The 25,656-nt window shown below is 62.3% G+C and carries 25 protein-coding genes; 16 read left to right on the forward strand and 9 right to left on the reverse strand.

Annotated elements, in window-relative coordinates:
* Positions 1 to 110: 110 nt before the first annotated feature.
* Positions 111 to 521, reverse strand: coding sequence for a hypothetical protein (locus FK529_RS15075; protein ID WP_146562675.1), 411 nt, complete (start codon positions 519 to 521; stop codon positions 111 to 113).
* A 104-nt stretch (positions 522 to 625) separates the two neighbouring features.
* Here FK529_RS15075 and FK529_RS15080 point away from each other — a divergent pair, with 104 nt between their 5' ends.
* Together FK529_RS15080 and FK529_RS15085 are read left to right on the forward strand one after the other, a co-directional pair.
* Positions 626 to 1,495 (forward strand): hypothetical protein, encoded by an 870-nt coding sequence (locus FK529_RS15080; protein WP_141660871.1) that lies wholly within the window; start codon positions 626 to 628, stop codon positions 1,493 to 1,495.
* A 249-nt stretch (positions 1,496 to 1,744) separates the two neighbouring features.
* Entirely contained in the window at positions 1,745 to 2,011 is a 267-nt protein-coding gene (locus FK529_RS15085; protein ID WP_146562677.1) for a hypothetical protein, read from the forward strand.
* 147 nt (positions 2,012 to 2,158) lie between these two features.
* Here FK529_RS15085 and FK529_RS15090 read toward each other — a convergent pair whose 3' ends face one another.
* Positions 2,159 to 2,503 (reverse strand): histone-like nucleoid-structuring protein Lsr2, encoded by a 345-nt coding sequence (locus FK529_RS15090; protein ID WP_068626349.1) that lies wholly within the window; start codon positions 2,501 to 2,503, stop codon positions 2,159 to 2,161.
* A 237-nt stretch (positions 2,504 to 2,740) separates the two neighbouring features.
* Between FK529_RS15090 and FK529_RS15095 the strand changes: the two genes are divergently transcribed.
* The gene (locus FK529_RS15095) at positions 2,741 to 3,886 is read left to right on the forward strand and encodes an SIR2 family protein (RefSeq protein ID WP_158635132.1); all 1,146 of its coding nucleotides are present in this window, start codon (positions 2,741 to 2,743) and stop codon (positions 3,884 to 3,886) included.
* Positions 3,886 to 5,571 carry an ATP-binding protein gene (locus FK529_RS15100; RefSeq protein WP_082809227.1) on the forward strand — a complete coding sequence of 562 codons (1,686 nt, stop codon included), beginning with the start codon at positions 3,886 to 3,888 and terminating at the stop codon, positions 5,569 to 5,571. The genes FK529_RS15095 and FK529_RS15100 overlap by 1 nt, the downstream gene beginning before the upstream one ends.
* Before the next feature lie 34 nt (positions 5,572 to 5,605).
* Here FK529_RS15100 and FK529_RS15105 read toward each other — a convergent pair whose 3' ends face one another.
* The 6 genes from FK529_RS15105 to FK529_RS15130 all read right to left on the reverse strand — a co-directional run bounded on the left by FK529_RS15105 (position 5,606) and on the right by FK529_RS15130 (position 12,432).
* A complete protein-coding gene (locus tag FK529_RS15105) occupies positions 5,606 to 6,532 on the reverse strand; it encodes a hypothetical protein (protein ID WP_082809228.1) in 927 nt (308 codons plus the stop codon).
* Positions 6,533 to 6,551: 19 nt separating this feature from the next.
* A complete protein-coding gene (locus FK529_RS15110) occupies positions 6,552 to 7,283 on the reverse strand; it encodes a hypothetical protein (protein WP_146562681.1) in 732 nt (243 codons plus the stop codon).
* A 282-nt stretch (positions 7,284 to 7,565) separates the two neighbouring features.
* Positions 7,566 to 7,994: a hypothetical protein gene (locus FK529_RS15115; RefSeq protein WP_146562684.1), complete on the reverse strand. Its 429-nt coding sequence runs from the start codon at positions 7,992 to 7,994 to the stop codon at positions 7,566 to 7,568.
* An 8-nt stretch (positions 7,995 to 8,002) separates the two neighbouring features.
* Positions 8,003 to 9,901: a DNA/RNA non-specific endonuclease gene (locus tag FK529_RS15120; RefSeq protein WP_146562687.1), complete on the reverse strand. Its 1,899-nt coding sequence runs from the start codon at positions 9,899 to 9,901 to the stop codon at positions 8,003 to 8,005.
* Positions 9,902 to 10,058: 157 nt separating this feature from the next.
* A complete protein-coding gene (locus tag FK529_RS15125) occupies positions 10,059 to 11,093 on the reverse strand; it encodes an NADP-dependent oxidoreductase (protein WP_146562840.1) in 1,035 nt (344 codons plus the stop codon).
* Positions 11,094 to 11,208: 115 nt separating this feature from the next.
* On the reverse strand, positions 11,209 to 12,432 hold the full coding sequence (locus FK529_RS15130; protein ID WP_146562689.1) for an acyl-CoA dehydrogenase family protein: 1,224 nt from the start codon (positions 12,430 to 12,432) through the stop codon (positions 11,209 to 11,211).
* Between the two features lie 248 nt (positions 12,433 to 12,680).
* Here FK529_RS15130 and FK529_RS15135 point away from each other — a divergent pair, with 248 nt between their 5' ends.
* From FK529_RS15135 to FK529_RS15160, 6 genes are all read left to right on the forward strand, one after another.
* Positions 12,681 to 14,552, forward strand: coding sequence for a flavin-containing monooxygenase (locus FK529_RS15135; RefSeq protein WP_158635133.1), 1,872 nt, complete (start codon positions 12,681 to 12,683; stop codon positions 14,550 to 14,552).
* A gap of 61 nt (positions 14,553 to 14,613) precedes the next feature.
* The gene (locus tag FK529_RS15140) at positions 14,614 to 15,294 is read left to right on the forward strand and encodes an acetoacetate decarboxylase family protein (RefSeq protein ID WP_146562693.1); all 681 of its coding nucleotides are present in this window, start codon (positions 14,614 to 14,616) and stop codon (positions 15,292 to 15,294) included.
* A complete protein-coding gene (locus tag FK529_RS15145; RefSeq protein WP_146562695.1) occupies positions 15,295 to 16,440 on the forward strand; it encodes a serine hydrolase domain-containing protein in 1,146 nt (381 codons plus the stop codon).
* 79 nt (positions 16,441 to 16,519) lie between these two features.
* Positions 16,520 to 17,149, forward strand: a complete 630-nt coding sequence (locus FK529_RS15150) for a TetR/AcrR family transcriptional regulator (RefSeq protein WP_231703120.1) — start codon at positions 16,520 to 16,522, stop codon at positions 17,147 to 17,149.
* Positions 17,149 to 18,810: a class I adenylate-forming enzyme family protein gene (locus FK529_RS15155; RefSeq protein WP_146562699.1), complete on the forward strand. Its 1,662-nt coding sequence runs from the start codon at positions 17,149 to 17,151 to the stop codon at positions 18,808 to 18,810. The genes FK529_RS15150 and FK529_RS15155 overlap by 1 nt, the downstream gene beginning before the upstream one ends.
* Before the next feature lie 37 nt (positions 18,811 to 18,847).
* The gene (locus tag FK529_RS15160; protein ID WP_146562701.1) at positions 18,848 to 19,708 is read left to right on the forward strand and encodes a mycofactocin-coupled SDR family oxidoreductase; all 861 of its coding nucleotides are present in this window, start codon (positions 18,848 to 18,850) and stop codon (positions 19,706 to 19,708) included.
* A gap of 50 nt (positions 19,709 to 19,758) precedes the next feature.
* Here FK529_RS15160 and mftR read toward each other — a convergent pair whose 3' ends face one another.
* On the reverse strand, positions 19,759 to 20,376 hold the full coding sequence (mftR, locus tag FK529_RS15165) for a mycofactocin system transcriptional regulator MftR (protein ID WP_146562842.1): 618 nt from the start codon (positions 20,374 to 20,376) through the stop codon (positions 19,759 to 19,761).
* 151 nt (positions 20,377 to 20,527) lie between these two features.
* Here mftR and mftA point away from each other — a divergent pair, with 151 nt between their 5' ends.
* From mftA to mftF, 6 genes are read left to right on the forward strand one after another with little or no spacing between them, the layout of a single operon-like run.
* Entirely contained in the window at positions 20,528 to 20,620 is a 93-nt protein-coding gene (gene mftA / locus FK529_RS15170; RefSeq protein WP_146562703.1) for a mycofactocin precursor MftA, read from the forward strand.
* Positions 20,620 to 20,967: a mycofactocin biosynthesis chaperone MftB gene (mftB, locus tag FK529_RS15175; protein WP_146562705.1), complete on the forward strand. Its 348-nt coding sequence runs from the start codon at positions 20,620 to 20,622 to the stop codon at positions 20,965 to 20,967. The genes mftA and mftB overlap by 1 nt, the downstream gene beginning before the upstream one ends.
* On the forward strand, positions 20,964 to 22,259 hold the full coding sequence (gene mftC / locus FK529_RS15180; RefSeq protein ID WP_146562707.1) for a mycofactocin radical SAM maturase: 1,296 nt from the start codon (positions 20,964 to 20,966) through the stop codon (positions 22,257 to 22,259). Before mftB ends, mftC begins: the two co-directional genes overlap by 4 nt.
* An 18-nt stretch (positions 22,260 to 22,277) precedes the next feature.
* Positions 22,278 to 23,495, forward strand: a complete 1,218-nt coding sequence (gene mftD / locus FK529_RS15185; protein ID WP_146562709.1) for a pre-mycofactocin synthase MftD — start codon at positions 22,278 to 22,280, stop codon at positions 23,493 to 23,495.
* A gap of 1 nt (position 23,496) precedes the next feature.
* Positions 23,497 to 24,216 carry a mycofactocin biosynthesis peptidyl-dipeptidase MftE gene (gene mftE / locus FK529_RS15190; protein WP_146562711.1) on the forward strand — a complete coding sequence of 240 codons (720 nt, stop codon included), beginning with the start codon at positions 23,497 to 23,499 and terminating at the stop codon, positions 24,214 to 24,216.
* Positions 24,213 to 25,625, forward strand: a complete 1,413-nt coding sequence (gene mftF, locus FK529_RS15195; protein WP_146562713.1) for a mycofactocin biosynthesis glycosyltransferase MftF — start codon at positions 24,213 to 24,215, stop codon at positions 25,623 to 25,625. Before mftE ends, mftF begins: the two co-directional genes overlap by 4 nt.
* The last annotated feature ends 31 nt before the right edge of the window (positions 25,626 to 25,656 follow it).

The raw sequence follows: 25,656 nt of genomic DNA on the forward strand, positions 1-25,656 counted from the left end.
GTCGGCGCAACCACACTGCGCACCCGCGGCCGCCCATCCACACCCCGGACTCTAGCGGCTCAGGGCCCCACTCAGGTGGGGCCGAATGAAACCGCCCTACCGGGGCCAGATCAACTTGACATAGCCACGGGGCCGCACCTGAAGGAGCGGACGGCGGCCATACCGACGAAGAAGACGCGGTCGCTGCTGAATTGAGTACTGAAATTGAGATCGTCGGAGTCGACCCGGAACGCGACGTCACGGATGACGGTGTCATACTCGATGACGTCGATAGCATGATCAAGGCCCTTCCAAATGTCTCCATCATCGATCACGCTGACGTTCCTGCCCGCCTCGGTGCGCCGGCATTCCTCAAGACGACCGTTGAACACGTGCTGCGAGCAACCCCAATAACTATGCACCGGCGTGCCCGAGTCCTCCACGGCTGGCCCGTCGGCAAGGATCCAGCGGAGAAGAAGTAGTGCAGAAACTGGACGCATCGAGTGCGTGGTGCCGCGTATCGTGACAAGGTAGAAGTCCATGTGGATCGCGACCGCTGCTCACGGATCGAACTCGCGAGTACAAACACCCAGGGATTGCCCGTGTATAATAACGTAGATTCATCGTTCGTGCGTTGGGGGTATTGATGGCACAGCTCGCTCGTTCAGTCAAGGTTCAGTTTTTCTCGCTCGACCGGGCGCCGAACCCCTCTCCGAACGTCGATTGGGCAAAGAAGCTTACGAAGCAAAGCAAGAAGCAGGCCGCGATCTCACACAAGTACAACGGCGGAGAGGTTCACGGTCTCATTGAAAACCTGAGTTCCACTCCGGGGGTCTCCTTTGCTGTGGATCGAGCTACGACTCCTCGTCAGCGGGATACAGCGAGTGGAAAGCGTACGTCGCTCAGGGTATCGCCGAACCACGAGCCGATCGAGGAGACGTATGTTCGGTTCTTCGATGATAATGTTATCGGCTTGATTCAGACGTCGACCTCGGCGCCGCATCCTGCTGCGATCGCACTTTGGCTCAATGAAACGTTCCCTGAAAAGAACGATGATAGGTGGTTCATAAACCCTCTGATTGCGAGCGATACCATCCATCGCATTCAGAATGCCAAGGAGATTCGCAAGACCGAGTTCACTGTTCCTGTCAGTGACTTGCCCACCACTGGCTTCCTATCAACTCTAGTCGGCGGCGCCCGTGGACTCGATCCACAGGTTAAGATTTCGCTAACCATTTCCGCCGGGTATGGTCAGAATAGGGCACACGCTCAAGCTGATGCGGCAACCGCGGCAAACGAGATCATAGCGGACCTCGGTCGGTACTCGGCAGCGAAGGTCGGCGTGGTCGATCCCGGGCAGACAGCATCCGAACTCGTTAATGTCCTGGCGGACAGGCTGTCTTATTCAGCGGCTGTCCCGATCAACGGACGAACCCTCAGTAGTACGAGCGCATATGCGGAAATCGAAGCTACATACGATGCCCATAAGAAATCGATTATCGCGGCTGTTCCCTGAACTTGTCAGTCGGCGGTGCTACTCTAGTTTGTGCTGATTGATTCACGAATGTGAGGGGTGGTGTACGTGTCAACTGCGAAGGTGCCACCAGTCTCCGGCGGGCGCGTACTGCTCCCTGTACTGGGAACCGGCTGTGTTGGGCCTATCGTACTCGGCGTTGTTCAGTTGAGTGGTGTCGATATTGACGCCTCGAGATCTGTTTCCGCCCTACTCGCACTCGCTGGAGTGTATGCGACAATTGCTGGCTTTATGATCGCAGGAGTCATTCTGGTTGCCGGTGCATCGGGAAAGGCTATGGCGCGAGTGAGGAAGAAGGCTGCCGAGCGCAAGATTGACTTCGTTTCACTCCTGATGGTGGCGATCACATTGATGGTGACATCGGCGATCGTACTGCCGTTTAGCTCAATGTTTATTGGTGGTCCTGTCGTAAACTATCTGGCCGCAGTGTTCGCCACTTTGCCCATCGGCGGCGTTGCGATAAGTTTGCTGGCGATTGCGGCAGCGCTGCGGGACTAGCTTGGGACAGGCTGGTGATGGCGGCATGACAATGACTATTTCAGTCGTTAGCGCTGGAGCCCGATCGTGCTGTGGTGGCGTGCGAAGTCGTCAACCTGTCCGAATCGAAGGGCTTTTCTGTCGAGCACGAGCGACTTCAGATGAGGGCTACTTCGCTGCGTTGTAGGCGTCGATGACGTCCTGGCTGATACGGCCGCGCTCACTCACCTGGTGACCGGCACCCTTCGCCCATTCGCGAATCGCCTTGGACTGCTCGCGGTCGATCGTTGCCCGGGAGCGACGCGCAGATGCCGGCGTCGACGACTGCTTGCGGCCGCCCGTACGACGAGCGGCTTCCTTGTAGGGCTCAAGCGCCTTGCGGAGCTTGCCGGCGTTCTTGGCGCTGAGGTCGATTTCGTACTGAACACCATCGAGCGCGAACTGGAGGGTTTCATCGGCGGTGAGGGTGTCGTCGAGATCGTCGGTCAGGGTGACGGTGACTTTGCGTGCCATGAGGCGAACTGTATCAAGGTTCGCTGGCCATGCATGGGTTCGGCGCGCTTGCCGTCGAGTTGTGAAAGCTGCCTGGCGACTCAGTCGATTCAGAGGGCTTGGCCGCCTCGGGCGCGCCAGGCTGCCTGGTGTGCACCCGGTTTGCCCCTGTCCACAGCACTTGACACGGTCGCGCGGCTTCGTGCGCGCTGAGCATTTCCAACCTCTGCGATGAGGGCAGACGTTACTGTACTGCACATGGGGGATGCGAAGACATCGGCACTCAAGGTACTGATTCCTGGGAGCACGAAGTGGCAAGACGTAACTGATACAGCCGACGATCCAGGGGCAGCCGCAATCGCGTCGTCCAGCCTGGCCGCGTACAGCAGCGAGAACCTGGTTGTTCTCCTGGGGCTGGGTACGTCGCTGGGACTCGAGGGACAGAACGGGGCTGCGGCGCCGTCGATGTGGGATTTGCTGAAACGGGTTGAAAACCTTGATGGCTTTGATCGCGCTAGGAGCCTCGTGCCGGCTAACGAGAAGCAGGGCGATGTTGAAGTCCTTCTATCGGTGTGTCAAATGCACTTTGCGCTGACGTCCGACTCAGAGGTCGGGAGCTTTCTGGTGAACGCAGAGAATGAAGTGCTTGAGGCGTGCCGGTTCATCGACTCGACAACGGATCTTTCGAGCCACGAGGCTCTGCTGCGAAAGATCGGTCGACGGCCAACGAGACTGTCTCGGGCGCAAATATTTACTACCAACTACGACCTTGCAATAGAGCATGCAGCTAGAAGCACTCGATTCACCCTGATCGATGGATTCGGCCCAACCGCCGGCGGGCTTTTCGACGGAGGTAACTTCGATCTCGATATCGTGAGGCGCGACCCTAGTGGCTCGCTTCTGCTTGCTCCAAACGTAGTTCAACTTTATAAACTGCATGGGTCGGTGGACTGGACGGAGGATGACGATGGAGTTCGTCGTAGTTCGGTACCTTCGACTCCGGTTCTCATATATCCGTCGAGTATGAAGTACCAACAGTCGTATCGTCTGCCCTATCTCGAATCAATGGCGCGCTTTCAGATGACGCTCCGTCGTCCCGATACCACTCTTATTGTTGCTGGGTTCGGATTTAATGATGCACACCTGACGGCCCCGATCATGTCGGCGGTACAGTCTAACGTGTCGCTTCGGATGATTGTGGTTGACCCCGTCCTTGTGGCTGAAGGTGACGATCACGAGACACGCGACAGGCTTAGACGGCTGGTTTCGTCGGGGGACAACAGAATCCTGCTCGTCGCCGGGAAGTTCGGCGACTATGTGGCGGCGCTTCCCGATGTTAACCCGCCCGATATCGGTGAAGTGCACTCTGAGCGCTATCGCGCCTCGCAGGTTGGAGCAACTTAGTGGTTAAGTTGCTGCACCCGTTTGTGGCCGAGCGCCTTGCTGGAACGGTAATGGGGATCGACGGAGTTGAGGCCACGGTGTCACTGCCGTGGGCAGGATTCGCCCCCACGTCATTGTTTGGCCGCCCTGTGTTGCGCGGGGAAATCGGCGAGTTCCTGATCTTTGCGCGCGGGACTACTGGGATCTTTGGCCGAATCACTAGTTTGGAGACGCCGCGCGCAAAGCGGCCAGAAGCGAATACTGGTCCAGACGCGAGGACAGCAGTGGACGTTGTAGGTACCGTTCAGCTTCTGGGTACCTTAACTCTTGACGGAACATTCGTTCGTGGCGTGGCACGACATCCGCGGGTCGGCGACCTCGCATACGCCGCGGATGAAGACGTTGTTCGAGCAGTGCTCGGTGACGGAGTGAGCGATGACGCTACGCTTGATCTTGGCGTTCTGAGCGGTGCGCAAGGAATCCCGGTTGGCGTGTCGCTCGGTGCGCTGTTCGGCCGCCATCTCGCGGTAGTCGGGTCGACTGGTGGAGGCAAGAGCTGGACGCTTGCTGCCCTCATGGAAAGATCGGCCGCGTCCGGTGTGCGTACACTTCTGCTAGACGCAACTGGTGAGTTCGAGCCTCTTGGTGATCTCGCGCGCCACCTCGTTGTTAGCGCCAGCGAGCCAGCCTATGGAAAGCAAGTTCACCTACCCCATCGGCAGTTAAGTGAATCCGACCGAAGGGCTTTGTTGCGGCCATCGGGCGCGAGTCAATTGCCCAAGATGCGCGCGGCGATCCGATCTTTGCGTCTCGTCGAGGTTCTGGGCTCTGGGCACTCGATGGTGACAGATGGATTATTGAGGAAGGCGAACAATCCTCGGAAGCCGTACTCAGATGCAGTGTTCCAGCACGCGAGCATTGTTGATGATCCTCGAGCTGAATTTAACCTCAGAAATCTGGCAGATCAAATTAGGCACGAGTGTGTCTATGAAACATCCCAACAGAATGATAGTCACTTCGGCGGTTGGGCCCCGAACGAACTCGGGTACTGCAACACTTTAATTGGTCGAGTGTACGACCTAATTTCAACGCCTGAGATCATGGGCATCTTGGATCCGCAGCCGGGTGGTGCTGTGTCATCCTCTGTGCTCGACGAGATTGACAAATGGGTTGCCGATGATTCGGCGGAGAGAATTCTTAGGATTTCACTCGCCGATATCACGTTCAGTCATAATATGCGCGAAATTGTCGTGAATACGATTGGTCGTCATCTGCTTTCCGGGGCGCGGAGGTCGCAGTTTCGTGTGCGACCTCTCGTGGTTGCGATCGATGAGGCCCATCAATTTTTTGGTCAGTCGATTGCGGATGAGCTTGTGGCCGCATCGTTTGATTCTTTCGATCTGATCGCCAAGGAGGGGCGCAAATACGGGCTCGTTGTATGCATGGCGACACAGCGGCCCGGCGACCTCCCTGCCGCGATCCTGAGCCAGGCTGGTGCTCTCCTCGTACATCGATTGACAGAGCGTCGGGACCGAGAGCGCGTCGAGCATGCTGCGTCGGAACTAACAGCGAGCGCTACCCGACAGCTTCCGGCCCTGATGCCAGGGGAGGCGCTTCTTGTCGGCAGTGACTTCGCGATTCCGGTCCCTGTCCACATTGCAGCACCTCAGCGCAAGCCCGACTCGCGGGGGCCGGTTTTCGGCTAAAGGCCTGGCCGAACGGTGTGCGATTCTGCGAAGGTCACCACCATCGTCGTGACCGCACCTTCACCTCCCGCACCGGGATCTCGTGCGGCTTGAGCGGCCGATCGATCTGCGGGCGTACCCGCTCAGGTGTGATCCGGCCGTCCTCTTGCCGTTCCGCGAAGGCGCGAGCTTCCCACTCGTTGTGGTGCTTGAGCGCTTCGATCGCTTCAGTGAGCAGCAGGTCGAGCCGCCGAGCTTCCTCCTCGGCCGCGCGTCGTCGCTCGTCAGCGGAGACGGCACGGAAGCCACACCATTGGCGGAGGAGCTCGTGGCGTGGTCGGATGTCCTTGAGATACCAGTACCACTCCCACTCGGGGGATGTGGTGTCGGGATCGTCAGGCCTGAGCTTCACGCGGTTCGGCGCACCGTGCTTGCAGGCGTGGCGAGCCTTGAGCTCCTCCTCGTGGATGTCATCGAGGATCGGTTGGGGGCTACGCCGGCAGATCAGTTCGGCAGCGATCAGGGTGCCCTCTCGCCCGATGATCGGGGGATCCGCCTCGAGGTCGACGGGCGCACGCGCAGCCAGCTCATCGAGGGTGCAGCCAAGGAACTCCTCGAAGGCCGGAACGTCGTAGACCGTGGTGACGTTGTCGTTGGTATCAAAGATGGATGCGATGGACTCCGGTACTTGCCGCTCGAACACGGCTGTGAGTACGCGATCCTCGACCTCGTGGAGTTCGAAGTCGGTGAGCCAACGCCACTTCGCTTCGTGTGCGAGCAAGGCGTCGAGCTGATCCCAGCGCGTCGGAAGCTTGCCGATGGTGACGGATTCGGTGCGGCCGTCGTCGAGGTGGCGGATTTCAATCCGTACCTTGCGACCCACCTGAGTGCTGCCGAGGACCTCTACCTCCGACGCTGGGAGGTGGCTGGCTTTGCGATAGGCCCAGTGTTCGCCGGGCCGCGGGAGATCGTCGGGGGACATACGTCAAGTGTTGACGGTGCTATGCCCCGTTGTCGAGCTTGGCCTCAAGAGCTGCGATGCGTTGCTCGAGTGACCGTACCCGTGCGTCAAGTGTTTGCGAATCGACGCCGGGCGACGGCGGAAATAGGAGGTCTTCGGCTGCTTTCAGATTTTTCCGAAGGGTGCTAATGCTCAGATTGGGACCCGGGCGGCTGGCCGACCCGCGGCTGGTGAACCCATTCGCTGCTCTTGGCGCGTCGGTGCGGATCGTAGAGTTGCGCCCTCTCCGAGGGGAGTACCTTGATATCGTCGAGACATAGACGCCGAGGTCATCGGCGAGTTCCTTCTGTGAGATTGAATGTTCCCGATAGGATTTAACGACAGCCTCCATTCGTGTGGAGAATGCAAATTCTCGCCTCCTAGCCGGGTGTGGTATCCATGACGCTTGATCGATTAGCAAACGAGCGGGCGGGAGCTTGCGTGCAATTTCAAAATGTTCGTAGCGTAGATCTGAAATGATATAGGAAGCAAAATTGTATGCTGCGCGCCGGGCGAATTCGTGGGCCTTATCGCCGTTGTGGTCGTAGATGACATCGAAGTGCGGCTCGTCTAGTAGCCACTTGAAGGCTTCGTAGAAGGCCATTGTTAATTCGAACTGTTCGGTATCGTCCGCGCTGGAGTGGCTTTCAAGGGCTGCAACCGCGTCGAATGCAGTTGGTGTCACCTCAAGTGTGTCGTGAAACAACTTGGCCTGTGCTACAGCAAGGCGCATATGCCCCGCCTTCGGATCACTGAGCCAACGCGATGTGGGCTTTGACCCTCGTTCTTCTTCGGATCGAAGCTTCGCGATGAAGTCGAGTGGGGCACGTGACGCGGCATCGGGTTTCGATGACATTTCGGACGTGTGCTCGCGAAGTTTCGTCAGTATTGAGATGACTTTTGACTGATGGGATGTAGTATGCGAACTCATATGCTATGTGAATATTATACGCTGGTTGGCGGGTCATGCATAGGTGCTCAATAGTATATTTTGCGCCGACTGTCATGGCGTTAGTTAGCGTGCTCTCCTGCCTCCACGAGGGCGCAGGATAACTCCTTGGCGCCGTAGTGCGGCGGCGATGGCGTTGTCGCTGACGCCGAAGCGCTGGCTGATCTCGATGGTGGAGTGACCTGCTTTGTAGAGCTGGACGGCGTGGGCGGTGATGGCGGGTGTGACCTTGATCGCTGGGCGGAGCTGGGTGTTGGCTCGGCGGAGGTGTGCCTTGATGGTCTGGACGTGGAGGCCGTGCTGTTTCGACAGCTCGGCGAGGGTGCTGCCTGTGAGATACGCAGCTGCGATCGCGTCGACCTCGTCCGGCTCGGGCTTGCGGTATTGCCGTGGTGGCCGTGGCTGATCTGGCGACGGGGTGCGCTCGCTGGCCTGATGGGTCAGGAGTCGTTGCAGGGCGCGTGGTGGGTTTGAACCGACGGCACGCAGGCGCACCAGAAGTACTACCAGGCGATGTCGCCGAGGCTTGCCAGTGGCTCGTGCGCGGTCAGGCTCTCCGGCGCCGCGTAAGTGTCGCCGCCGTGCAGATCGTCCGGGAAGCGCAGCCGGGTACGCTCCTCGATCGTCCTGAGGCTCACCTGGTAGGCGCGGTACTCGTCGAGCTCGAGAGCCTCGAGCCGGTCGAGGTTCTGGGTGAGGAGGAATCCTCGGGCGACGAGCTTCCCGTCGCCCACGAACGCGACGACCTTGAAGAACTCGCGGGGGAGTGCGACGCCGCGGTAGGTGCGGTCGTCGTCGCCGAAGACGGGGCCGCCGAAGACGCTGACCTTGAGGTTCTCCGCTTCGGCGTCGGTGAGGACGGCGTTCTCGATCAGCCCCCAGATGCCCTGGCGGGCGCTCTGATTGAAGTCCTCGATCTGCGGGGAGATGTTGGTGTAGTAGAACGAGTCGGTGTTGGCCTGCTCGGCCTCGGATGGGCTGCCCCAGGTGAGGTCGGCGCGACGGGCGACGTGCCCACGGTCGATCCGGTTGCTGGAGTACAGCTCGTTCCCGACCTGCGTGTCCGCAGGGAGGCGTGGATCGAGAACGAACTTCGACCCGGAGCGGTCGACGCTCCTCAGGCTGGTGCCGTCGATGTTCCAGGCCACCCAGCGGGCGAAGCGGCGCGAGCGGCTCTGGGTGAGCGAGAAGTGGGTGTAGTCGATGACCGGGTCGCCGTCGACCTCGACGGCATCATCGGTCAGGCTCGCATCGACGGCGGGCACCGGCACTGCGGTGCTGAGGAATTCGGGGTCGTAACCGGCGCCGATGCGCGCCGCCGGGGCGGATTGGGCGGTGGGTGCGCCGTCCGGTGGGGTGAGGGTGATGCCGAGTTTGGTGAACACCGATCGCCCGAGGCAGGCGAGCGCGTGCTCGTCGGGGCTGCCATCGGACCCCGCGCCGAAGTGCAGGCCGGCGAAGACCCCTGTGGGTCGCCCGTTGCTCGCCTTGAACAGCCAGACGGCACCGGAATCGCCGCCCATGCTGATGTCGTTGTCGGGAGCAGGGTTCCGGGGGTCCGGCCCGATCTCGAAGCCGCCGATCTGTTGTTCCCCGACGTCTCCTCCGTAGTTCATCTTGACGACGACGTCGATTCGACGCACCAGGCCGTGGGTGACGCCGGTGGTGCGCCCACTCTTGACCACCTTGTCGCCCAGTTCGGGCTCGCCGAGTTCGGTGGGGGCGACGGTCAGCCCGAGCGGCTCGGGGTTGTGGCCGCGGTCCTCGATGGTGGCGACCGCGCAGTCGCCCGCGACCCCCAGGTGCGAGCGGTACAGCACCCCGAGGCGGTTCTCATCGACCCGGTCGTCGTCGTACGCGCCGGGTTGTACGACCGTGTCGCCGACCTTCCCGTCAGTGCCGTTGAGGACGTGCCAGTTCGACAGGATCAGCGGCGTGCCGTCGGTACGGTCGTAGACGATCGCGCCGATGGTGCCGGCGGAGACCTTCACGTTGCCGACGCTGATGCCCGGCCGTATCGGATCGAGGCGGGCCTTGGCCTCGGCCGGTGCCGCCTCGGGTTCAGCGACGATCCGGTACGAGAGTTCGTAGCTGCGCTCGACCACGTCCGTGAGGACCTCGACCCCGTCCACCAGGACGGATTCCGGCAGCAACGCGGTGCCCAGGCTCTCGAGAACCTCCGGATCCGCCTTCCGCCGCACGGTGAACTGCACCGCGACGGTATCGGTGGGCTTGCCGCCGACGACCTTGTGGCCGATCCCGATCGACGTCACGTTCGGATCGGCGAGGTAGTCGGCCGCGCGCGCCCGGACGAACCTGCGCAGTGCCTCCGTGGAGGCCGACGGCGCGTCCGTGGCCTGCTCGGTCGACGGTGCTGCGGGCTTCCGTTTCTTTCCGGCCATAGCTTCGACCGTAGGCGAGATCGCCGCGCACGGCTGACTACGGATGCATACCGAGTGATCGGGCCCCGTACCCCCGGCCCGCATCAGCGACCCGCATGCGATCAACCAGGTGCGGTGCGGCAGCGACGATGGGTGTCCACCCGCGCGAAGCCACGAATTACACCTTCACGAGCATCTTTCCGACGTTGCCCCCGTGAAGCATGCTCGAGAGAGCAGAGGTAGCTTCGTCAAGTCCTGTGACCACGGTTTCTCGTGCCACAAGGTCGCCGTCCTTCACCCACTGCAGTAGCTCGGGCAGAATCTGGGAAACGCGGTCCCAGTAATCTGCCACGAGGAAGCCACGAATGGTGATTCTCTTCGCCACGATTTCGAAGATGTTTCGCACACCTGCGATATCTTCTGCCGTATCGTAGTCAGCCACGGTGCCGCAGATCGCGAATCGAGCTGAGTTGTTCGCCACCTGAAGTGCCGCCTCCAGGTGATCGAAGCCAACGTTATCGAAGTACACGTCGATCCCATTCGGCGCCGCTGCCGCCAGGGAATCCGCTATCGGACCACTGCGATAATTGATGGCTTTGTCGAAGCCCAAGTCGTCGACCAACCACTGGCATTTCGCGTCCGACCCAGCACTGCCGATGACGTGGGCTCCGCACAATCGACCGATCTGACCGGCAATACTGCCGACCGCACCACCTGCGCCCGAGACGAACAGGGTGTCACCACGGCGGAGGCCCGCGACCTCACGAAGGCCGACGTACGCAGTCACTCCGGAGATCCCCAAGACGCCGAGGTAGTAGCTCGGGGGCACCGTCTCGGCGTCAATCTTCGTCGCCCGCTTGGCCGGGAGTACTGCATAGTCCCGCCATCCGTAATCGTGCAATACCCAGGAGCCGACGGGAAAATCAGGGTCTACGCTGTCTGTGACCCGCCCAACAGCAGCCCCGGGCATCGCGGCGCCGATCTGGAACGGAGAGATGTACGACGAGGAGCCGTCCATTCGACGCCTCATGTACGGATCGACCGAGATGTACTCGTTGCGAACAACCAGAGACCCGGGACCGGACCTCGCCACCGTGCGCTCCACGATCTCGAAATTCGATGAGTTGATAGGGCCATCAGGCCTGCTGGCCAGATGTACCTCGCGGGCCACGAACTGACTGCCGTCAACGTCTTCAGTTACTACATCGTTCATTACAAACTCCTCGAAGGGGACCGTCAAGAACGTAAGCCACATCGGCCCACAGGGACTGAACAAACAGGCCTCGCCGCATGGGCACAGAATGTCGACCAGTCGAGATGAACCAGAGCTATAGGTGCTGAGCGGCATGCAATCCGATACGTTCAACGGTGCCGTCGGCAATCGCCAGCAGCTTGACGTCCCGATAGTAGCGTTCCAACGGAGAGTCCTTGGTGATTCCGAGTCCGCCGAGCATCTGGACCATCTGCTCCACTACCTGAATCGCCATGACAGAAGCCTGTACTCGCGAGGCGTAGCAATCCAAGGGGTCCACTCGGCCGACGTCGAGACGTGCCACCACTTGGCGGGAGAGAGCTCGAGCAGCAGAGATCTGACGATACGCGGTGAACATCGCATGTGCGACCAACTGCTGTTCTATCAGCAGTTTCCCACCCTGCACCCTGGTCTTGACATGCTCCAAGGCAATATCGTACGACCTTTGCGCGAGCGCAATCGCATGCAGGCCTACGGCCACGTTCCCCCTCGAAGTCAGGCGCTCCACGAACCGCTGGTATCCGCTGCCCGAGGGCACTGCAAGCGCGGCCGTGGGCAACTTGACCTCGTCGAAATGAATCGAAGACTGATTCAGCGCTCGGAGTCCGAGCTTGTCCAACGGTTCCCCACGTCTGACGCCAGGAAGATTTCCAGGAACGAGAAACACGCCGGCCTCCGACATGTCTTTAGCATCGCCGATAGACGCTTGAACGACGAAGAAGTCGGCAAGGTAGCCATTGGACACGTACCGCGATTTTTCTCCTACCAGTACGTAACCGTCTCCATCCGGATACGCGCGGGTCGAGTAGCACACACCGGGGGTCGAGAATGAGAATATGTCCGATCCGACTGCCGGTTCGGTTGCAGCCCATGCGCTTCCCCACACCGGCGTTCCGGGGTCGGTGAGGTCATCGATGTAATCCTGAAAATCGGAGTTCTTTTCGTGCGCTTTCGCGGCCACGATGACGGTGGCGGCAAGAGAGCACGTCATGATGTGGCTGCTCAGACCAGGCGCGCCCTGCCCGAGTTCTTCAACGATCGCCATCTGCGCAGCCGCAGAAAGCCCCGAACCTCCGAACCTCGACGGTAGCGATGCGGTCGTGAAACCACGCTCGTGCGCCAGGGCGAGAGCCTCGGCCAGCGTCGGCGACGCGTAGGCCTCCCGCGGATCGGGGATAGCGTCCAGCCGGGACTCGGCGTCCTCCAGGTAGGAGCGAACGAAGTCGCGAGCCGCGAGCCGCGACTCCGAAACCTCAGCAGACTCCCCAGCGACACTGGGACGGGAACTGTCGACACCCACGCGATCCTCCTAGAGCACGCCCGGTGCGCGACACCGGACCCGATGGTCAAACTACGACTGCCTCGTTGAGACGTCCGTCACAGGTTACATCGGACGGACTCCGTCTGTAAAGCATTGCGGACGCTAGTCGTCTGTGTTAGTTTATGACCTGGGTCACAACATCGAACGAGCAACTCGGGAGCTCGGATGCGAAGCCGGCGCCTGGTGTCTCGCGCCAAAATTCGAACGAACAGAGGGGATCTCACCTCATGGAAGCTTTGAACGATAATGCGGTTGAGCGCACGTCGCGGGAAGGCGTAGCAGAGTCGGTGAGGCGCTGGGCCAATGAACTCGAGCGTGCTCTGCAGAATTCAGATCGGGAGGCTCTTGCGTCGCTCTTCAGTGACCCGAGCTACTGGCGGGACAACCTTGCGATCACGTGGGACTTCCGGCAGCTGGAGGGTCCGGCCGGCATTGTCGATGTCTTGTGTGAGAACTATGAAGCGATTCGACCTGCGAACTTCGCGATCAGCGATCGGTGGCCGGCTCCCGAACTGAGCGGCGCGGACTCCGATCAGACGATCGAGGCCTTCCTTGACTTCCAGACAGCTCAGGGTGACTGCTCGGCATACCTTCTGCTCAAGCGAGACCAGTCCGATCGAAGTGTCGGGAGCGACTCCAGTGGGCTCGTGTGCACTGCAATCTATTCGAGACTCGACAATCTTCGCGGATTCGAGCCGCCAACCTCCCCGGTTGACGCTCCAGGCGTGCATGGCAAAGGGGGGCCAGACAATTGGCTGGATCAAAGGAGCAAGAGGCAGGAGTTCTCCGACAGAGATCCAGAGGTCCTCGTCATCGGTGGCGGGCACGCTGGAATCATGGTCGGACGGGCGCTCCAACAGCTCGGAATCGACCAGCTCATCATCGACAAGAATCCGCGAGCGGGAGACAGCTGGCGCAATCGCTACTACTCCTTGGCTCTTCACACGCCATTGAACATCGCCCAGTTTCCGGACTTGCCCTTCCCGGCGGACTTCCCGAAGTATCTTCCCAAGGACAAGCTCGCCAACTGGATGGAGTTCTATGTCGACGCTATGGACCTCAACTACTGGAGCTCGACTGAATTCGTCAAGGGGTCGTACGACCCCGACAGTGGGCTGTGGGAGGTTCTGATTCGAACCTCCAGCGGGGGAGAGCGGGTCATGAGGCCTAAGCATGTCATCATGGCAACGGGTGGCTTAGGTGCGCAGCCCACGGTACCTACCCTCCAGGGCTCGGACTCCTTCAAGGGGACCATCGTCCACTCCTCTCAGTTCGGCTCCGCGAAGGACTTTGAGAGCGCAAAGGTGCTCGTTGTCGGCGCAGGTTGTAGCGGGCATGATGTCGCAGCAGACCTTGCGCACCACGGTGTCGACACAACAATGCTCCAGCGCAGTCCTATTCCAGTGCAAAACTTGGAAACCGCGAATCTTGCCTATGCGCTGCATAGCGATGCCACAGTTCCGACGGAAGTCGCCGATTACAAGTCGGGTCTCGGCTTGATCTACCCGATCCTGAAATCCGGACTCCAGGAGCTTGCGCGTCAGAGTAAGATCCTCGATGCCGAGTTGCACCGGGACCTCACCAAATCCGGAATGCGGATAGACACTGAGGGTGAGGATGGAATGGGGTGGCTCGGCAATGGACTGAAGTACGCAGGAAAGTATTACTTGAACGTCGGTGCTTCAGACTTGATCATCGACGGCAGTATCAAAGTGATTCAGTCTGACGACACCGAATCTCTGGTCGCTACCGGCATGCGAATGAAGGACGGATCGACCTTGGAGTTCGATCATATCGTGCTGGCTACCGGCTACAAGAATCAGCGCACCGAGGTCGAACGATACTTTGGAAAGGAAGTCGCCGATCTGGTCGGCGATGTCGGTGGTCTCGACGATGACGGCGAGGCAAGGGGCGGCTTCAGGCCAACCGCGCATCCCGCGCTGTGGCTGATGACGTTCTCGTTTCAATACGCAAGGATGTATTCGAACGCTGTCGCCATGCAGATCAAGGCTCGATTGGAAGGGATTCTCCCAGAGGGACTGCCTCGGATCGAGGATCGCTATGCCGGTCTGGCCGGCGCCCTGAACGCCGAGACCTAGCGGCGATCCGGCGACAAACACTGACGCGCACGCAATCGAAAAGAACAGGAAGTATTGACCAATGGCAATTGACATCGGATACCAACCGTACCCGTGGCATTATCCGAATGCGACACTGATTTCTGTGCCCATCACTTGCGATCCGGATGCTCTGCAGCGCAGCGTAGCCGATGGATACACGGTAGATCGTTCGGGTCGCGCCACTGCGTGGATATTCAGTTGTGACTCGATCGCAGGAGTCGGCCGTTATTCCGAGTTTCTTGTGCACGTGCCGGCGACATCTCGCGGCGAGCAAGTATTCACCACCCCTTACATTTACGTCAACAACGATGCTGCCGTGGCCAGTGGCAGAGAGGTCCTCGGTGTGCCTAAGAAGTACGCCGCAATCGACTTCAGCTCGCATGGCGACCAAATTGTCGCTACTGTTTCGCGATCCGGCATCACCTTCGTAGACCTGTCTATCACCCTGGACGAGGAGTTGCCGTCGGACAAGTACGCCGGCATAGGCGAAGGCCTTTCTGCAGCCTCGTCCAATCCGTCGATCGACGGATCCCGACTGATAACAGGGGGCATGACCTCCGAGGTCAATCGCGCAGTTCGAGGACGCGCCGCCATCAATACGCGCCCGTCTGCCGCGGACCCGCTGTACCTGGCGGAGCCGAAGGCGTCGAAGAGCATGTACATCAGGGGCGACTTCACCCTGCAAAAGACGACCTCAGTGCCGCTGAACGAAGGCGAGTGAATGATGACTCATCGAAAGCAAGTCGAGCTCGAAGGTGAAGTCGACTCACGGTTCAGTGAGGTTGCCGGAGTCGCCGAGAACTACCTTTCTGACGGCGCCGAGCTAGGAATTTCGCTGTACGTGGACCTGAACGGCGAGACACTGATCGACGCGTGGGGCGGGCACGCCGACCGTGACAAGACGATTCCTTGGCGTTCCGATACGATCACGAACCTGTGGTCTTCGACCAAGGTGGTCACCGCGATCGCAGTCCTCGCCGCCGCGACGCAAGGAAAGCTTGAACTCGACACGCCGGTCTCTCAGTATTGGCCGGAATTTTCGGAGCGTGGTGTCCTGGTTCGTCACGTCCTGGGGCACACAGCTGGGCTGCCGGCGTGGCAGGCGCCCTTCAGTCTTGACCAGATGTACGATACTCAGTACGCAACAGCGCGGCTGGCGGAGCAGGCGTGCTGGTGGCCTCCAGGGACGGCCGGCGGATATCACGGAACTACGTTCGGAATGTTGCTGGGGGAAATCATCCGGCGGACTTCAGGGGCGACCCTTTCGGAGTACATCGATTCCGAACTCGCGCAGCCGCTCGGAGCGGATTTCCAACTCGGTGTGAGAGAGGGCGATCTTGATCGTGTAGCGGGCGTTCTCCTAGGGTATCTTCCCGAGAGTTACGACAGTTTGCCGGAGGACAGTCTCACCAGGCGTGCACTCACTGCTCCGAAACTCGATGTCGATGCTGCTAATACTCGCGCCTGGCAGGGTACACCGAATGGCGCTCTCAATGGTCATAGTAACGCACGGGGCGTGGCAAAGATCGCACGCGTCGTATCACTCGGAGGCAAAATCGAGGGTCGAGAGTATGTCTCGTCTGATATTCTCGAGAGAATTTTCGAAGTACAGGCTGAAGGTCCCGATCTGATCCTGGGAGTGCCTTTCACACGGGGGATCGGGTTTGCTTTGCCTGACAAGAGCGAGCGCCCTTGGATTCCCGACGGGCGAGTTTGCTTCTGGGGCGGATGGGGCGGGTCCATCGTGATCATGGATCTCGATAGGGGGCTCACCATCTCGTATCAAATGAACAAGATGAATCCAGGAAGTGTAGTCGGTTCCGAGCTCACCGAAAGGTATGTCTCGGCGATCTACAGTGCGCTGTGAGCGGCTGGCTGAATCGAAAAGTTGGTGCGAGCTAGCTCGTGATCGGTCCTCGGAAAACGCTAGGGTGTTCGCTGTGAGTATGCAGAATCCTCCATCGCCGGAGTACATCGTCTATCGCAAATCGCGCAACACTGGTAGGCCGAAGGATCCTGGTCTCGAGAGCCGTGTGTATGCCTGCGTGCTGGACCACTATGCAAAGAACGGTCTCAACGCCCTTTCGTTTAGTTCTGTGGCCCGAGATGCGTCTGTTGGTAAGGCGGCCCTGTACGCACGCTGGGCCAGCGTCGAGGACTTGTTGATCGACGCGCTCGAGAGCGTAACGGAGCTCCCGGAGCAGGTCATGACTGGATCGGCGCGCGATGAGATGCTGTCCGTCGCCATCAGTCTGTGGCGCCACTACGCCAGTACGCTCGGTATGATTTCTGTTCGCATCAACCTCGATGCGGGCAGTTCGCCTCGTCTTCGCCAACCATATCGAAAGTTCGTGAGCGGTTACCGCTCGGTGCTCATCGCGGTCGTTCGGCGCGGACAGGAGGCCGGCCAGATCGACCGCGCTGTCGACCCGATCGTCGCCATCGACATGATCGTCGGGGCGGTGATGCTCCACGCGATGTTCACGCCGTCGAGGCCTGGGATCTCGGCGGAAGACGCCGATTCGCTTGTGGCGAATATTGTCGATACGGCCTTTGGCGGTTTGGCGAACAGCTGATGCGTGTCGAGGCATGTGGGGGTCCTCGTCGAAAGTTCCTCAACGATGTCGAATACTGCAAAAAGGAAGTGGCGGTCACAATGGATGCTCGCGATAATGTCGACCAATGGCGCGAGCCTCTCGTGCAGAATTTTCTCGCGAAACACTCACGTGAGCGGCCCGACGCGTTGGCTGTCGTGGGCGCTGATCGGAGGTTGACGTGGCGAGAACTCGCGCTGCGCTCTGATGAAATTGCGCTTCGACTCCTGTCTCTAGGAGTCTCTCCGGGCGACAGAGTGGCGCTGCTGATGCGCAATCGGGTTGAGTTCATTGAGGCGGTCTTCGGTGCTCTGAAGATTGGTGCCGTCGTGGTGCCGCTCAACTTCCGACTCGTGTCGGACGAGTTGGACTTCGTGGTTCGCGATGCCGAGCCCCGTGTGCTGATCAGTGACCGTGAGGGGCGAGGGCGGCTGGCAGCCCTACCGCAGGGTGTGATTCACCTGGCCTGCGAGCTGGACGAGGGCTTGAGTTCCTTGTACACCGGCGAGTACGCCGGCGGGGAGACCGCTCAGGACTGGCCGGAGATCGACCCCCATGACCTGGCCTTCATCTTGTACACGTCGGGCACGACCGGACGGCCCAAGGGCGCAATGTTGACTCACTTTTCGGTGTGGACGCATGCAATCGCCTGGTTGGCCGAGGGTCGACTACGTGATGATGACGTGTGGCTGTGCGCCGCGCCGATGTTCCATGCCGGCGGCGTAGGCGCAATGGTGCCGATGATTGTCGGTGGCATCACTCAGGTGATCAGCCCGTCGACCTCGTTCGACGCTCGCGCTGCGATCGACCTTCTAGCCAGAGAAAAGGTGACCGTGGCAGCATTTGTTCCTACTCAGTGGCAGGAGATGTGTGCTGTCGATAATGTCCGGTCACGCCTTCCTTTGCTTCGGTGTATTTTCTGGGGTGGTGCCCCGGCGCCGATGGTTGTGTTGGAAGCGCTATCTTCGACATTCCCTGACGCGGATATCATTAGTTCATACGGCCAGACTGAGATGGGTCCGACGAGTTGTTGGCTGCACGCAAAGGATGCGGTTCGGAAGATGGGGTCGGTCGGTAAGCCCGTCGGTGTCGTCGAACTGGAGATCCTCGACGATGATTGTGTTCCTGTTGCCGATGGCAGCGTGGGTGAGGTCGCTTATCGGGGCCCAACTGTGTTCGCCGGGTACTGGCGCAATGATGCCGCATCTGCCGAGGCGTTTCGCGGTGGGTGGTTCCACAGCGGTGATCTGGCCCGGCGGGACGAGGAGGGATTCCTGTACCTGGTTGACCGAAAGAGCGACATGATCGTGTCCGGGGGAGAGAACATCTATCCAAAGGAACTGGAGGAGGTGATTCGGCGAGTCCACGGTGTCATCGATGTCGCTGTTGTCAAGGGGCCCCATGAGCGCTGGCATGAGACTCCTGTCGCGTACGTGGTTGCTGACGATCATCTGCGCTCGCTAGGTGCGAAGGTTGTACTGGACGCGTGTGTAGCGAACCTCGCTTCGTACAAGAAGCCGAGTGCGGTGGTTTTCGTCGATTCTTTGCCGCGCAATGCTTCCGGGAAGGTTCTCAAACGCGAGCTGCGGATTCGGGCGGCGCAGGATGTGTCAGGGACGGACTCGCAACGGTCGAGTCAGTAGGCCAGTTCTACGAATACACTCACAGAGAGAGACAAGAATGGAAACGAATATCGCTACACCCGCCTCGCTCGCAGGCCGCGTGGCTGTCATCACAGGTGCTGCTCGTGGACAGGGCCGCTCCCATGCGATCGCCCTCGCGGAACGGGGCGCTGATGTCGTGCTCGTCGATGCCGTGCAGCCTATCGATAACGTGGAATACGCGATGGCGCAGTCGAGCGACCTGTCAGACGCCGCAGCACTCGTCGAGGCTACGGGTCGCCGTGCTCGGATCATCGAGGCTGACGTCAGAGACGAATCCTTCAACGAGAAACTTGGTGCCGCGGTCGCGGAACTGGGACGCCTCGATATCGTGGTGGCTAATGCAGGCGTATGCGGGCCTAGTAGACCCTTCTGGGAGATTAGCCGCGACGAGTGGAATACCGTTCTGGACGTGAACCTCACCGGGGTCTGGCAGACGATCAAGTTCTCCATACCTCACTTGATCGCCGCCGGGAACGGAGGTTCGATCATCGCAACCAGCTCCATAGCCGGACTCACAGGCGTTCCGAACCTCGCACATTACACAGCATCGAAGCACGGTCTCGTCGGGCTGATCCGCGTAGTTGCCAACGAAGTCGCAGAATACGGGATCCGCGCTAACACAGTGCATCCGACCAGTGTCCCGACGCCAATGATCGATAACCCGCAGATGACGCGGATGTTCCGGCCCGATCTGGAAGATCCGTCCCTCGAAGATGGAATCGACGTTCTCAAGCGAGTGAATCTCCTCCCGGTCCCATGGGTAGAAAGTTCGGATATCTCGGCCGCTGTGTGTTGGCTTGCCTCCGATGACTCACGGTACGTCACAGGAGCTGCGATCCCTGTGGACGCGGGGATGCTTGCCAAGTATTCAGGGTAGAACGAAGACAGCCCGCACATCTTACCTGGGACTGCTGCACAGATCGGATGTCACCTATCCGTGCAGCAGTCCCGGTCGGTGACGCACATGAGTAGCGCGCAACTCTGACGTAGGAGACGATCCAAATCTTCTTCAGGGTGTTTCAGCCATTCGTGGTAGGCGGCGAGGGTGGCGCCGAGTGCCATCCACGCGATCGCCTGTGGGAACTGATCTTGCGGAGAGAGTCCGCGGCGGTGTGCGACGTGCTCCGCGATCACTTGGCGCCAATCTGCGTACATGATCATCGAATGGGCCTGGAGTGCCGGCACGTTCTGGAGCAGGTGCATCCGTCTCCGGTGGTGCTCTCGTTCCGATTCCGGGACCGCGTTGAAGGCGACGATGGCGTCGCGCAACTCTGTGCCGAGCGTTCCCGATCCGCTCGACTCGTCGAGGAGTCGGCGTAGACCCTGCAGGTGGTCGTCGAACTCGCCCCATGCGAGAGAGCTCTTCGATGGGTAGTAGCGGAACAGTGTTCGCCGGGCGATACCCGCTGCGGTAGCGATATCGTCGACGCTCGTCTCCTCGAAGCCGTTCTCGATGAACAGGTCGATCGCTACGGCGCTCAGGTGGCCCCGGGTGGTTGCGGAGGGGCGCCCGCCCAACGGTCCGCTGCGTCCGCGAGGGGTCATCGCCACTGCCTGCTTTCTGCGTGTTCTCGCCGGTCGGGGCCGTCCGCGATCGTACGTCAGGATCGATCTCGCGGAATGCCTGCGATTATGCACTGGGTGCCATTACGCTGTGATGGGAAACACACAAGCACCACTGAGGAGGTTGGATCACATGTCGGACAACGAGACGGAGACGCAGGGCGAGCTCGTGACGGAATCGTTGGTGGAGGAAGTATCCATCGACGGGATGTGCGGCGTGTACTGATGACGACCGCGCACGCGCCGGCTCCCGGCGGCTCCGTGGCCGCCGGGGCCGACGCTCCCACCACGTCCTTCGACCCCGACATCGCCTGGGCGATCAACCCCCGGGTCGCGGTTCGCCCCGAACCCTTCGGTGCTCTGCTGTATCACTTCGGCACCCGGAAGCTCTCCTTCCTGAAGAACCTCGTCATCGTCGAGGTGGTGCGGTCCCTGCATGAGCATCCGAGCGCGAACGCCGCGATCGACACCGCGGGCATCAATGCAGACAGTCGCGCCCAGTACCTCAGTGCGCTGGACGCGCTCGCCCGATCCGAGATGATCGTCCCGGCCGCCACGAGGAGCGCGACATGACCACCCTCGAAAGCCCCCAGTCCGCCCGCGTCGGGCGACTCGTCGACCAGTTCGAACGCGGCCTGGACGCTCCGATCTGCCTGACCTGGGAGCTGACCTATGCGTGCAACCTCGCGTGCGTGCACTGCCTCTCCAGCTCTGGAAGACGCGACCCCCGCGAGCTTGCGACCGAGCAGTGCAAGGCGATTATCGATGACCTGCAGCGCATGCAGGTCTTCTACGTCAACATCGGCGGCGGCGAGCCCACCGTGCGTCCCGACTTCTGGGAGCTCGTCGACTACGCCACCGCGCATCAGGTGGGGGTGAAGTTCTCCACCAACGGTCTGCGCATCAATGCGGAGGTCGCCCAGCGCCTCGCAGCCTCCGACTACGTCGACGTGCAGATCTCGCTCGACGGCGCCACCGCCGAGGTCAACGACGCGGTGCGCGGCCCCGGTTCCTTCACGATGGCGATCAAGGCCCTCGAGAACCTGGCCACCGCGGGATTCCGCGATGCCAAGATCAGCGTCGTCATGACCCGGCAGAACGTCTCGCAGCTCGACGATTTCAAAGCCCTCGCCGACCGTTACGGCGCCACTCTGCGCATCACGCGTCTGCGCCCGTCGGGCCGCGGCGCCGACGTGTGGGACGACCTGCACCCCCTGCCCGAGCAGCAGCGCGAGCTCTACGACTGGCTCTTCGCCCATGGTGACGGCGTGCTCACCGGAGACTCATTCTTCCACCTCTCCGCGTTCGGCGGGAACGACGGTGCCGGTGCCCTGCCCGGGCTCAATCTCTGCGGCGCGGGACGTGTCGTCTGCCTCATCGACCCGGTCGGCGACGTCTACGCCTGCCCCTTCGCGATCCATGAGAACTTCTTGGCGGGCAACGTCACCGCCGACGGCGGCTTCCAGGAGGTATGGCAGGGCTCCGAGCTGTTCCGCTCCCTCCGCGAGCCGCAGAGCGCGGGCGCGTGCACGCAGTGCAGCTTCTTCGACTCCTGCCGCGGCGGCTGCATGGCCGCCAAGTTCTTCACGGGCCTGCCGATGGATGGGCCTGATCCGGAGTGCGTGCAGGGGCATGCCGGACCGCTGCTCGCCGGCCAACGAAGTAAACCCACCGCGAACAAGGACCACTCCCGCGGCGTACCGCTCACGCTCATGACCCGCCCCCCGTCGCGCAACTGCGACGAGAACCCGCTCACCGGGTTCGTCCCGCAGAACTCTCCGCGACGCTCGTCGTCGAGTGCCGTGTCTGGCGCGCCCCGAGCCGCCTCGTCCACCACCGGCCGTGCAGCATCCGGCTGCTCCTGAGATCCGAGGACCATCACCATGTCCCGACTGTCCGCGCTCTCCGAGCGGAATCCCTGGCGGCGCAACCCCTGGTTCGAGTCCGTGCACGAGGCGCAGATTCGGGCACGGAAACGCCTGCCACCGACCGTCTACTCGTCGCTGATCTCCGGTACGCAGGGCGGCGTTACCCTCGAGGACAACACCCGCGCCTTCACTGAGCTCGGCTTCGCGCCGCACGTGGTCGGCGCCAAACCCGAGCGCAAGCTCACCACGCGGGTCATGGGCCAGGAGCTCTCCTTCCCGGTGATGATATCCCCGACGGGCGTGCAGGCCGTGGACCCCGACGGCGAGGTCGCCGTCGCCCGTGCGGCCGCCGCCCGCGGCACTGCGATGGGCCTGTCCAGCTTCGCCAGCAAGCCCGTGGAGGAAGTGACCGCCGCGGGCGGCGCGGTGTTCTTCCAGATCTACTGGCTCGGCAGTCGCGAGGAGATACTCGCCCGCATACAGCGCGCCAAGGATGCCGGCTGCACGGGCCTCATCGTGACCACCGACTGGGTCTTCAACGTCGGCCGCGACTGGGGCAGCCCCGAGATCCCGGAGAAGGTGGACCTCAAGGCCCTTGCGCGCCTCGCCCCGGAGATCGCCCGAAGGCCGCGGTACGCGCTCGACTGGATCCGCGACGGCCGAATCATCGTTCCCGATCTCACCACGCCCAACCTCGTGGAGCGCGGCGCCACGGGGCCCACGTTCTTCGGCGCATACGGACAGTGGATGAACACGCCGCCGCCCACCTGGGAGGACCTGCGGTGGTTGCGCGAGCAGTGGGGCGGCGAGTTCATGGTCAAGGGCATCACCCGGCTCGACGACGCGCGCCGCGCCGTCGAGATCGGCGCTACCGCAATCTCCGTGTCGAATCACGGCGGCAACAACCTCGACGGCACGCCCGCGTCGATCCGCGCGCTCGGTCCGATCGCCGATGCGGTGGGCTCCGACCTCGACGTCCTGCTCGACGGCGGTATCCGCCGCGGCAGCGACGTGGTCAAGGCCCTCGCGCTCGGCGCCAAGGCCGTCATGATCGGCCGCGCCTACCTCTGGGGCCTCGCCGCCAACGGGCAAGCGGGCGTCGAGAACGTCCTGGACCTGCTGCGCATGGGCGTCGACTCGACCCTCATGGGCCTGGGACGCGGCGACGTCGCTGAGCTCAGCCGAGACGACCTGATCATCCCCGAGGGCTTCGAGCGCGTTCTCGGCGCGTGAGATGACCGAGCTCGCCGCGCTGACGTGGCCGGATGTGCCGCCGAACGGCGCTGTGCTGGTCGTGCCCGTCGGCTCCGTTGAACAGCACGGCCCGCACCTGCCGCTCGACACCGACACCCGTGTCGCCGCCGTGGTCGCGCGTCTCGCGGTCGAGCGGCTCGTTGCGGAGACCGATGCCGACGACTATGCCGTCGTGCTCGGCCCTGCGCTGCCCTACGGTGCCTCGGGCGAGCACGAGGGGTTCCCGGGGACTGTATCGATCGGCACCACCGCACTCGAGCTCGTCGTGGTGGAGTTGGTACGCAGCGCCTCCCGGTGGGCGTCGCGCATCGCTCTGATCAACGGGCACGGCGGCAATCTCGACGCTCTGCGCGCGGCAGTGGCGCGGCTCCGTTCCGAGGGGCGCGACGCCGTCTGGTTCCCGTGCGTCTTTCCCGGGGGTGACGCCCACGCGGGCGAGACTGAGACCTCCGTACTCATCGCGGCGGACCCCGGGACGGTGCGCGCCGACCGGCTCGCGCCAGGGGAGACGGCACCGATCGGCGCGCTCATCGACCGACTGCGCGCGGAGGGGGTCGCCGCGGTGGCACCGAACGGTGTCCTGGGCGATCCGACGACGGCCACCGCCGGCAACGGCGCGCACCTGCTCGAGGCCGCTGTCGGTCACCTCGCCATCGCCCTGCGCCGGTGGACCGTCGGCGCCGACGGGCGGCTGCAGTGACCGGACCCGCATCCGCCACCTTGCCGGACGGCTTCGCCGTCCGGCTCGATCCGGCCTGCCTGCGTCTCGGCCCCCGGCATCTGCTCGGCGGCTCCCCGACGCGGCTGCTGACTCTCTCGAGTGCCGCCGTCGGGCTGATCGACGGAACGGGCACCGTCACCGTCAGCGACGCGGCGAGCGCGGGTCTCGCGCGGCGACTGCTCGACTCCGGAGTCGCGAACCCGGTCCCTGTGGCGCATGGCAGCACCGGGGAGATCACCGTCGTGGTTCCTGTCCGCGACCACCAGGCCGGGATCGACCGCCTGCTCGGGGTGCTGCGCGGCGTTCCCGTCGTGGTCGTCGACGATGGTTCAACGGTCCCGATCCGCGTGCCCGACGATCCCGCCGTCAGGCTCGTGCGACTGGCGCAGAACCGCGGCCCCGCCCACGCCCGCAACCGGGGCGCCGCGCTGGTGGACACCGAACTCGTCGCCTTTCTCGATGCCGACACCGTGCCCCGACCCGGCTGGGCAGCTCTGCTCAGCGGACGGTTCGCCGATCCGGCGGTGGCCGTCGCCGCGCCACGCATCGTCGGCCTCGCGAATGCGCCGTGGACGCGGCCCGTCGCACGGTACGCGGGACTGCATTCGAGTCTGGATCTAGGGCCGTGCGCCCGCGATGCGCGGCCGGGGAGCCCCATCGCCTATGTCCCGTCGGCGGCGATGCTATGCCGGCGCAGAGCCTTCGAGGCGGTAGGCGGCTTCGATCCGAATCTGCGGGTAGCCGAGGACGTGGATCTGTGCTGGCGTCTCGTCGGTGCCGGGTGGACCGTGCGCTACGACCCCGCGGCACGCGTGGCGCACGACCACCGGACCACGGTGCGCGCCCTCCTGAATCGCCGCCGCTACTACGGCACCGGTGCCGCCGAACTCGCGCGGCGGCACGGAACGCACGCTGCCCCGGTGGTCACCGCGATCCCGTCAGCGCTCGCCGCCATCTGCGTCCTCTCCGGCACGCGGACGGGTGCCGCCGGTGCCGCGGTGACCTACGCCTGGATGTTCGCGCGGCTGCGCTCCCGCCTCGACGGCGTGCCCCACGCCGGCGCGGCCGCCGGCCGACTCGTCGGCCGCGCCGCGTGGTTCGGAGTGCATCAGGGATTCGCGGCGATGCTGCGGCACTATTGGCCGGCGGCCGCAGCTGCTGCACTTCTCTCGCGCCGCTTCCGCCGCCGGTTGCTGATCGCCGCAGTGGTGGAGCCGGTTCTGTCATGGGTGTCCGCGGTCCGCCGGGAGCCGGATGCGCCCCACCCCGACCCGGTCACGTGGGCGGTGCTGCACCGCCTCGACGACCTCGCGTACGGCTTCGGCGTCTGGCAGGGCGCCGTGAGGTGCCGCGAGTTCGGCGCTCTGCGGCCAGCGATCACGCGGTGACACGGTGGGCGAGGCGCAGCGCACCGCGGAC

The sequence above is a fragment of the Tsukamurella asaccharolytica genome, from assembly GCF_007858435.1.
Taxonomy (GTDB): domain Bacteria; phylum Actinomycetota; class Actinomycetes; order Mycobacteriales; family Mycobacteriaceae; genus Tsukamurella; species Tsukamurella asaccharolytica.

Coding starts and splice junctions, on each gene's coding strand:
- FK529_RS15145 (WP_146562695.1), top strand. CDS start 15,295: ATGATGACTCATCGAAAGCAAGTCGAGCTCGAAGGTGAAGTCGACTCA.
- FK529_RS15090 (WP_068626349.1), bottom strand. CDS start 2,503: ATGGCACGCAAAGTCACCGTCACCCTGACCGACGATCTCGACGACACC.
- FK529_RS15075 (WP_146562675.1), bottom strand. CDS start 521: ATGGACTTCTACCTTGTCACGATACGCGGCACCACGCACTCGATGCGT.
- FK529_RS15080 (WP_141660871.1), top strand. CDS start 626: ATGGCACAGCTCGCTCGTTCAGTCAAGGTTCAGTTTTTCTCGCTCGAC.
- FK529_RS15160 (WP_146562701.1), top strand. CDS start 18,848: ATGGAAACGAATATCGCTACACCCGCCTCGCTCGCAGGCCGCGTGGCT.
- mftE (WP_146562711.1), top strand. CDS start 23,497: ATGACCGAGCTCGCCGCGCTGACGTGGCCGGATGTGCCGCCGAACGGC.
- mftR (WP_146562842.1), bottom strand. CDS start 20,376: ATGACCCCTCGCGGACGCAGCGGACCGTTGGGCGGGCGCCCCTCCGCA.
- FK529_RS15150 (WP_231703120.1), top strand. CDS start 16,520: ATGCAGAATCCTCCATCGCCGGAGTACATCGTCTATCGCAAATCGCGC.
- mftD (WP_146562709.1), top strand. CDS start 22,278: ATGTCCCGACTGTCCGCGCTCTCCGAGCGGAATCCCTGGCGGCGCAAC.
- FK529_RS15125 (WP_146562840.1), bottom strand. CDS start 11,093: ATGAACGATGTAGTAACTGAAGACGTTGACGGCAGTCAGTTCGTGGCC.
- FK529_RS15155 (WP_146562699.1), top strand. CDS start 17,149: ATGCGTGTCGAGGCATGTGGGGGTCCTCGTCGAAAGTTCCTCAACGAT.
- FK529_RS15105 (WP_082809228.1), bottom strand. CDS start 6,532: ATGTCCCCCGACGATCTCCCGCGGCCCGGCGAACACTGGGCCTATCGC.
- mftB (WP_146562705.1), top strand. CDS start 20,620: ATGACGACCGCGCACGCGCCGGCTCCCGGCGGCTCCGTGGCCGCCGGG.
- FK529_RS15110 (WP_146562681.1), bottom strand. CDS start 7,283: ATGCGCCTTGCTGTAGCACAGGCCAAGTTGTTTCACGACACACTTGAG.
- FK529_RS15085 (WP_146562677.1), top strand. CDS start 1,745: ATGATCGCAGGAGTCATTCTGGTTGCCGGTGCATCGGGAAAGGCTATG.
- FK529_RS15095 (WP_158635132.1), top strand. CDS start 2,741: ATGGGGGATGCGAAGACATCGGCACTCAAGGTACTGATTCCTGGGAGC.
- FK529_RS15120 (WP_146562687.1), bottom strand. CDS start 9,901: ATGGCCGGAAAGAAACGGAAGCCCGCAGCACCGTCGACCGAGCAGGCC.
- mftA (WP_146562703.1), top strand. CDS start 20,528: ATGTCGGACAACGAGACGGAGACGCAGGGCGAGCTCGTGACGGAATCG.
- FK529_RS15135 (WP_158635133.1), top strand. CDS start 12,681: ATGGAAGCTTTGAACGATAATGCGGTTGAGCGCACGTCGCGGGAAGGC.
- FK529_RS15140 (WP_146562693.1), top strand. CDS start 14,614: ATGGCAATTGACATCGGATACCAACCGTACCCGTGGCATTATCCGAAT.
- mftC (WP_146562707.1), top strand. CDS start 20,964: ATGACCACCCTCGAAAGCCCCCAGTCCGCCCGCGTCGGGCGACTCGTC.